Source organism: Stenotrophomonas sp. HMWF003, assembly GCF_003061285.1.
GTDB classification, from domain to species: domain Bacteria; phylum Pseudomonadota; class Gammaproteobacteria; order Xanthomonadales; family Xanthomonadaceae; genus Stenotrophomonas; species Stenotrophomonas maltophilia_AP.
In genome coordinates this window covers 1-8138 of the sequence record NZ_QAIW01000018.1, presented here as the reverse complement: position 1 = coordinate 8138, position 8138 = coordinate 1, and the positions used below count along the sequence as shown (strand labels likewise).

Below are 8138 nucleotides of genomic sequence, written 5' to 3'. Positions count from 1 at the left end.
CCCCCCCGTAGAGCGGGGCAGAGCCCCGCTCTACGGGGGGGGGGCAGCGCCTCGTAGCGCCGGGCTCTGCCCGGCTGCTGTTGCGTTGCGCGATGTGGCCAGGGCAGCGGGGCAGAGCCCCGCTCTACGGGGGCTGTGGTGTGGCCGGGTAGCGGGGCAGAGCCCCGCTCTACCCTACACTTGGGTTTTCGTGGTCCAAGCTGTGGAGAGAGCGATGAAGCGAGTAGTACTGAGCGTGCTGGCCCTGTCGGTGTCCAGTGCCCTGATGGCGGCAACGCCCAAATTCGATGGCGCGCGGATCTCCGCGGACGTCAAGGAACTGGCCTCCGATGCCTACGAGGGCCGCTCCCCGGCCACCGCGGGCGAGGAGAAGACCGTGGCCTACCTGAGCAAGCAGTTCGCGGCGGCCGGCCTGCAGCCGGGCGGCGACCTCAAGGACGGCAAGCGCCTGTGGACCCAGGCCGTGCCGCTGCTCAAGGGCGATATCGTCGGTACGCCGAACCTGTCGCTGAGCAGCAAGGGTACGCCGCAGACCTTGAGCCAGGGCAAGGAAATCGCCGTGCGCGCCGCGATGAACGGTGCCAGCGCCGTGGACATCAAGAACGCGCCGCTGGTCTTCCTCGGCTATGGCGTCAAGGCGGGTGAGCGCAACTGGGACGACTTCAAGGGCGTGGACCTGAAGGGCAAGATCGCCGTGGTGTTGATCAACGACCCGGACTTCGAAAGCGGCCAAGGCGATTTCGACGGCAAGGGCATGACCTACTACGGTCGCTGGACCTACAAGTACGAAGAAGGCGCGCGCCAGGGCGCCCTTGGCGTGCTGATCGTGCACGAGACCGCACCGGCATCGTACGGCTGGGCCACGGTGGCCGGCTCCAACACCAACACCATGTTCGACGTGGTCCGCGACACCCCCGCCGAGGCACATCCGCTGCTGGAAGGCTGGATCCAGCGCGACCTCGCGGTGGACCTGTTCAAGCGCGCCGGACTGGATTTCGAGGCGCTCAAGCGCCAGGCCCAGACCCGCGATTTCAACCCGGTGGAACTGAAGGGCGAAACCTTCTCGGCCAAGTACGCGGTCAAGACCGAAGTGATCACCTCGCACAACGTGGCCGCGCGCCTGGAAGGCAGCAAGCATCCCGACGAGACCGTGGTGTACAGCGCACACTGGGACCACATCGGCGTGGGCAAGCCCGACGCCAACGGCGACACCATCTTCAACGGCGCGCTCGACAACGCCAGCGGCACCGCGTCGCTGATCGAACTGGCGCGTGGGTTCGCCAAGGGCAAGCGCCCGGAGCGGTCGGTGCTGTTCCTGGCCGTCACCGCCGAGGAAAAGGGCCTGCTGGGTTCGGAGTACTACGCCAGCCACCCGCTGTATCCGCTGAGCAAGACCGTGGCGGTGATCAACATGGACGGCATGGCGCCGTTCGGGCCGTCGCGTGATTTCGGCATCTACGGGTCGGCCAAGCTGGAACTGCTGGACCAGCTCAAGGACGTGGCCAAGGGCTGGGATATCCGCTACACCCCGGACCCGAAGCCGGAAGCCGGCCTGTTCTTCCGCTCCGATCACTTCCCGTTCGCCAAGCGCGGCGTGCCGGCGGTGTCCTACTCGGCCGGCCAGGACTGGGTGAAGGGCGGCGTGGCGGCCGGCAAGGCGGCCTCGGATGACTACACCGCCAAGCGCTACCACCAGCAGGGCGATGAGTGGCAGCCGGACTGGACCTTCGCCGGCGCCTCGCGCGACCTGGAGGTGCTGTACACGCTGGGCAACCAGCTGGCCAACTCGCGTACCTGGCCGAACTGGAGCGCCGATTCCCAGTTCCGCGCCCCGCGCGACGCCAGCGCCGCCGAGCGCAGGTAACCCCACCGTCCCCACCGGCATCCCCGGTGGGGACACCCCGGCCGTTGCGCCGGGCAGAGCCCGGCGCAACGTGATCGGTGCTTCATCCCCCCATTCCCGGCTTTCGTCGCATGCCGCTTGTTCCCAACGGTGGCAGGGCTATGCTCGCCTCACTCCCTATGTGAAGACGCCGCCGTGTTCGCCAGCCTCGCACTGATCCTCCGCATCCTGTTGGCCTGGGCCGCCGCCATCATCGTGGCGGGCTTTGTCTGGAGTGGCATTTTCAGCGGCATGGACGATGGCCCCGGGTGGGTCTTCGGGCTGCTGGCCATGTTCCTGGCGGTCACCGCCATCGGCAGCTGCATCACCCACATCCGCCGGGTCTGGCTGATCGCCGGGCGCCTGGACGGCACCACCCTGTCCAGCCGCCAGCGTCGCCAGATCGAACTGCCGATGGACGCCGGCCCGGCCTTTGCGCTGCTGGAAAAGGCCATCGCCGAACTGCCCCGCGTGGAAGACATCGAAAGCGCCGCCGGCAGCCTGCAGGTGCGTGCCTACGTGCGCCGCGTGGATCCCTACAACGGCCGGCCGCCCTCGCGCTGGAACCTGCCGGCGCGGCTGGCGATCCGCCGCAACAGCGTGCTGGCCACGGTCACCCCGGGGCAGGGCACCAGCAGCGTCACCCTGCTGTTCGAACCCGATGCCGGGGTCTGGGCCGACCTGCTGGCCGTGGACGAGGGCAGCAACTTCGAAAATGCCGAAGCGGTAACCCGCGCCATCACCCGGCGCGTGTCCGAACAGCGCCGCGACGAGCAGGCCGCGGCCGAACAGACCGCCACCGAGAAGGAACTGTCGGTGGCCAAGCTCAACCTGCTGCACGCCCAGGTGGAACCGCACTTCCTGTACAACACGCTGGCCAATGCGCAGGTGCTGACCCGCACCGATCCGCCGCGCGCCGACCAGATGCTGGGGCATCTGATCCAGTACCTGCGCAGCTCGCTGCCGAGCGTGGACGAGTCGATGTCCACCCTGGGCGTGGAACTGGAGCGCACCCAGGCCTATCTGGAGATTCTCAAGATCCGCATGGGTGCGCGGCTGGCGCTGCAGGTCGACGTGCCCCCCATGCTGTTGACGCTGCCGTTGCCGTCGATGGCGCTGCAGACGCTGGTGGAAAACGCGATCAAGCATGGCCTGGAACCCAAGCCCGGCGGCGGCACGGTGTGGATCATCGCGCGTGCCTTCGACGACCATGTCACCCTCACGGTCGCCGACGACGGGTTGGGCTTCGGCCAGGGCACCAGCGGCACCGGCATTGGCCTGAAGAACCTGCGCGAACGCCTGCGCCTGACCTGCGGCGAACGCGCCGGGGTGGCCATCGTCTCCAACTTCCCCAGTGGCGTTGCCGCCACCATTACCCTGCCGCGCGATGCGCGCGAGGCCATCCATGCAGCTTGATGCCCTTATCGCCGAAGACGAAGACCTGCTGCGGCAGTCGCTGGTGGCGCAGCTGCAGCGGTTGTGGCCGGAGCTGCGGCGGGTGGCCGAATGCGAAGACGGTGCGTGCGCGCTGGAAAAGCTGGCCGAGCTGAAACCCGACCTGGCCTTCCTGGACATCCGCATGCCCGGCATCACCGGCATCGACGTGGCGCGCGCGCTGCCCGAGATCAGCCCGCGTACCCAGGTGGTGTTCGTGACCGCCTACGACCAGTACGCGATCGACGCCTTCGAACAGGGCGCGATGGACTACCTGCTCAAGCCGGTCAGCGACGAGCGCCTGCTGGCCACCCGTGAGCGCATTCTGGCGCGCATGCAGCAGGGCCGGCCGGACAACGCCATGCTGGAGCAGCTGCTGCAGCGCCTGGCGCAGGGCGGCACGGCGCCCGGCAGTGCGCCGCCGCTGGCCTGGATCACCGCCAGCAACGGGCGCGACACCCAACTGATCATGCTCGAAGACGTGGTGTACTTCCGTGCCGACAGCAAATACACCACCGTGGTCACCGAGCAGGGCGAAAGCCTGCTGCGCACGCCGTTGCGCGAGCTGCTGGACGTGCTGGACCCGCAGCGTTTCCGCCAGATCCATCGCTCCACCATCGTCAACATGAAAGCAGTAGCCGCGGTGAGCCGCGACGACACCGGCCGCGGCCAGCTGCGCTTGAAACACCGGGCCGAGGTGCTCAATGTCAGTCAACCGTTCATGAGCCTGTTCCGGGGCATGTAGCCCGGGCAGGTCCTCTTTCTTCCTGGAGTGATCATGCGTACTTTCCTGCCCCTGTGCGTCGCCGTGGTACTGCTGGCCGGGTGCCAGCAATCCAGCAACACGTCGGTGACCCGGATCCGTGCCAACGGCGTGGATGCGCTGTACAGCAAGAGCACCCTGGTGGACGGCGTGGCGCACTTCGAGTGCATCGCCAGCAGCAGTGGCACCTGCCACTACCTGCTGCTTGACCCGTCCTGCCGCAAGGGCACCCCGTGCGCGAAGCCACCGCTGCACAGGCTGGCGGTGGCCGTCGGCAAGACCGAGCAGATGGCGGGGCTGCCGGCCGGCTTCAACCAGTGCGTCAGTGAGCAGCCCAAAGAACAATGCCACCGTGAGTGATCACGATGGCATTGTGGCTCCCCCCACTTTCCGGGTTGGTCAGTACGCGGGTTGCAGGTGCAGGTTGCTGCGGTTGTCCTGCTCGCCCACGTGGTTGAGCTGGCCGACCAGTTCGGTGTGCTGCTGCATCCGCCCGATCTCGCGCATGATGCGGATGTCTTCGTGGCGAAGCTCGCGGCGCGCGGTGACGGCCTGCTTATAGTCCAGTACCTCAGGATAATGCTGGGCCATGTCCAGCGCTTCGGCCACGCATTCCACGCTGTCGGCGTCGGAGGTGATGCGGGCGCGGCTGTTGAAGGCCTTCATCCAGCGCTCGAAACCGGCGGTATGGTCGAACATGTTGGCCATGAACCAGATCACGAACAGGATCGAGATCCAGGAGCCGAACACGATCACCACGCGGGTGAAGGTGATATGGAAATCGTCTTTCCACAGGTAGTTGGAGATCAGGCCCAGTATCAGCAGCGACGCTGCCTGCCAGCCGACAATCGAGGCCATCAGCCACTGGCCCTTGGCCTTGGCCAGCACCGCCACTTCCTCGCGGATCTGCTGTTCGCTCTTGTTACGCCAATGCGCGACCTGTTTTTCGAACGGGCTGCCATACAGCTCGTTGTCCTGCAACAGCAAACCCAAACCCTTGAACAAAGCGATCATGACGTGCTCCTTCTGGAACGTGCGGCAGCGCATTGGACGAACGTGAGGCGGATTCAGTTCTAGCACTTCCAGCGGGTCGTGCAATGGGGGAAATGCGAAGCCGCCGGGCAGATGTTTCTGAATGCGGGTGGCCTGATGCGGTGCATCATCGCGATCGCAGCCTGCGACAAGATGTCGCAGGTAAAATCATGCTGCACCCGCACATCGAACGCCGGGTGAGCGCAGGGGCTCCCCGCAGGCCCCGGGATCGGCCAGAATCGGCGCCGACCGCGCAGACTGCCGTCGCCTTCGCCCGATTGGACCCCCTGAGATGCCGCCGTTGCTGCACCGTCTTTCCCAGCCCGTCACCGCGCCCATCCGGCGCTGGGTGCTGGGCGCCTTCCCCCGCGGCCAGAGCGGCATCGAGTACGACCATCCGCGCGGCGACCCGGGCTGGTTCGGCCCCCACAGTGCCACCTGGCGCGTGCATTCAGAATTTCCCGGCATGCTCGCCGGCGGTCTGTGCGCGTTGATGCTGCAGACCCTGCACCCGCTGGCCCTGGCCGGGGTGTACGACCACTCCAACTTCCGCGACGACCTGGTCGGGCGGCTGCGACGCACCACGGCCTTCGTGGCCGGCACCACGTATGCGCCCAGCAGCGAGGTGGACGCGCTGGTGGCCAAGGTGAAACGCATCCACGCGCAGGTACGCGGGCACAGCGCCGACGGGCGCGCGTATTCAGCCGATGATCCGGCCCTGCTCACCTGGGTCCACGTGACAGAGGCGTACGGCTTCCTGCAGGGCTGCCGGCGCTACTGCCGCGAGGTGCCCGGCGCGGTGGCCGACCAGTATTACCGCGAGTACAAGCGCGTCGCCGAGGCCTTGGGCGCCACCGACGTGCCCGCGTCCGAAGCGGAGGTGGACGCATACTTCGCCCGGCAGTTGCCGCAGCTTCGGTTCGATGCGCGCTCGCGCGAAGTGCTGGGGGTGTTGTCGGGCATCCGCCTGCCGGTGCCGATGGCCGGGTTGTCGCGTGAGCTGTTCCTGGGCGCGGGTGCGGCGTTGCTGCCGGACTGGGCCGAGGCGATGCTGGAACGCACGGGGATGCAGCGCGCACAGGCACGCACCTCCGCGCGCGTGCTGCGCGCGATGACCCCGTTGTTCCGGCGCGCGCTGCAGGACGGCCTGGCCCCGCGCGCCTGCGCACGGATGGGCCTGCCGGCCAGCGTGCTGGCCGAGTGGCCTTCCTCGTAGAGCCGACCGTTGGTCGGCTGCGCCATCGCCGCAGGGCCCGGATTGGCGTGCGGGCGTTCAACACCAGCCGATGCGCGCCGGCCGTTCACCGCGCCCCAGACGCGAAAACGGGCGCCGAAGCGCCCGTTTTCAGGTGTCACCGTTACGCAGTAAAAGCGATCACCACACCTTGACGCGCTTGTCCGGGGCCAGGTACAGCTTCTGGCCGTCCTTGACCTCGAACGCCGGGTACCACGCGTCCAGATTGCGCACGGTGAGCGCGCGGAACTGGCCCGGTGCGTGCACGTTGGTCAGCAGCGAGTTGCGCAGGGCCTGCTCGCGCGCCTTGCTGCGCCAGGCCTGGGCAAAGCCCAGGAAGAACCGCTGGTCCGGGCTGAAGCCTTCCAGGGTCTGGCCCGGCTTGCCCTGCAGCGACAGCTGGTAGGCGTCGTAGGCGGTGGCCAGGCCGGCCACGTCGGCGATGTTCTCGCCCAGGGTCAGGCGGCCGTTGACCGACACGCCCGGGAACGGCTGGTAGCTGCTGAACTGCGCGGCCAGCGCGTCACCGGCGGCGTTGAACTTCTTCAGGTCATCGGCCGTCCACCAGTTGTGCAGCTTGCCGGTTTCATCGAACAGCGCACCGGCATTGTCGAAGCCGTGGCTGATCTCGTGGCCGATCACTGCACCGATGGCGCCGTAGTTCACCGCGTCGTCGGCAGCGCCATCGAAGAACGGCGGCTGCAGGATCGCGGCCGGGAACACCAGGCGGTTTTCCAGCGGCACGTTCATCGCGTTGATGGTCTGCGGCAGCATCGCCCACTCGCCGTGATCGACCGGCTTGCCCAGCTTGGCGATGTTGCGCTGGTACTCGAACTGCTCGGCGCGCTCGGCATTGCCCAGGGCGTCATCGCGCTTGATCTCCAGGCCGGCGTAGTCGCGCCAGGTCTCCGGGTAACCCATGCCCACGGTCAGCCCGGCCACCTTGGCCTTGGCGTGCGCCTTGGTCTGCGGCGACATCCACGCCAGCGCGTCGATGCGCTTGGCGAAGGCGGCGATGATGTTCTTGGCCATCTCGTCGGCACGGGCCTTGGTGGCCGGGTCGAAGTGGCGTTCCACATACAGCTTGCCGATGGCCTCGCCGACGGCGTGGTTGCTGTCATCCACCGCGCGCTTCCAGCGTTCGCTCTGCTGCGGGGTGCCGTTCAAGGTGGTGCCGTGGAAGGCGAAACGCGCATCGGCGAAGGTCTTCGGCAGGTACGGCGCGGCACGGTCCAGCGCGTGGAAGGCCAGGTAGTCCTTCCACACGTCCAGCGGCTCGGTGGCCACCAGGCGCGAGATGCCGGCCACGGCCTTGGGCTGCCACACGATGAAGTCCTGCTGCTCGCCCAGCTTGGCACCGGCCAGGAACGCGGCCCAGTCCATGCCCGGCGCCTTGGCGTTCAGGTCGGCCTGCTTCCAGGCATTGGCGCCCTTGGCCACGTCATTGGTTTCTTCCTGGGTGGCGTGGGCCTGGGCGATCTTGGTCTCCAGCGCCAGGATGCGCTGCGCCTTGGCCGCCGGGTCGGCCACGCCAGCCAGCTGCAGCACCTGGGCGATGTACGCCTGGTACTGCTTGCGCAGCTCGGCCATGCGGCCGCCCTGCAGGTAGAAGTCGCGGTCGGGCAGGCCCAGGCCACCCTGCACCAGGTACGGCGCATTGCGGTCCGGCTGCAGCAGGTCCACCGACACCCACACGCCGAACAGTCGGTCGGTGTAGAAGTTGGTCGCATTCAGCAGGTCGACGTCGGCGCGCAGGGTGCCACCCAGGGTGGTGGCCAGCGCGGCCTTGTCGG

7 protein-coding genes are annotated in these 8138 nt (G+C 67.6%); 5 read left to right on the top strand and 2 right to left on the bottom strand.

Annotation, left to right across the window (positions count from 1 at the left end; all coding sequences use genetic code 11):
* Positions 1-214: 214 nt before the first annotated feature.
* The 4 genes from DBR34_RS00645 to DBR34_RS00630 all read left to right on the top strand — a co-directional run bounded on the left by DBR34_RS00645 (position 215) and on the right by DBR34_RS00630 (position 4439).
* Complete coding sequence (locus DBR34_RS00645; RefSeq protein ID WP_128095287.1) at positions 215-1864, top strand: M28 family metallopeptidase; 1650 nt, start codon at positions 215-217, stop codon at positions 1862-1864.
* 174 nt (positions 1865-2038) lie between these two features.
* Positions 2039-3298 carry a histidine kinase gene (locus DBR34_RS00640; protein ID WP_128095286.1) on the top strand — a complete coding sequence of 420 codons (1260 nt, stop codon included), beginning with the start codon at positions 2039-2041 and terminating at the stop codon, positions 3296-3298.
* A complete protein-coding gene (locus DBR34_RS00635) occupies positions 3288-4061 on the top strand; it encodes a LytTR family DNA-binding domain-containing protein (RefSeq protein ID WP_128095285.1) in 774 nt (257 codons plus the stop codon). The genes DBR34_RS00640 and DBR34_RS00635 overlap by 11 nt, the downstream gene beginning before the upstream one ends.
* A gap of 33 nt (positions 4062-4094) precedes the next feature.
* Entirely contained in the window at positions 4095-4439 is a 345-nt protein-coding gene (locus DBR34_RS00630) for a hypothetical protein (protein WP_128095284.1), read from the top strand.
* 39 nt (positions 4440-4478) lie between these two features.
* Here DBR34_RS00630 and DBR34_RS00625 read toward each other — a convergent pair whose 3' ends face one another.
* Positions 4479-5093, bottom strand: coding sequence for a hypothetical protein (locus DBR34_RS00625; RefSeq protein ID WP_181393860.1), 615 nt, complete (start codon positions 5091-5093; stop codon positions 4479-4481).
* 310 nt (positions 5094-5403) lie between these two features.
* Between DBR34_RS00625 and DBR34_RS00620 the strand changes: the two genes are divergently transcribed.
* On the top strand, positions 5404-6327 hold the full coding sequence (locus tag DBR34_RS00620) for an oxygenase MpaB family protein (protein ID WP_128095282.1): 924 nt from the start codon (positions 5404-5406) through the stop codon (positions 6325-6327).
* Between the two features lie 159 nt (positions 6328-6486).
* On the opposite strand, the gene DBR34_RS00615 is transcribed toward DBR34_RS00620, so the two are convergent.
* On the bottom strand, positions 6487-8138 hold a 1652-nt coding region (locus DBR34_RS00615; RefSeq protein ID WP_146186740.1), incomplete at its 5' end, for a M13 family metallopeptidase.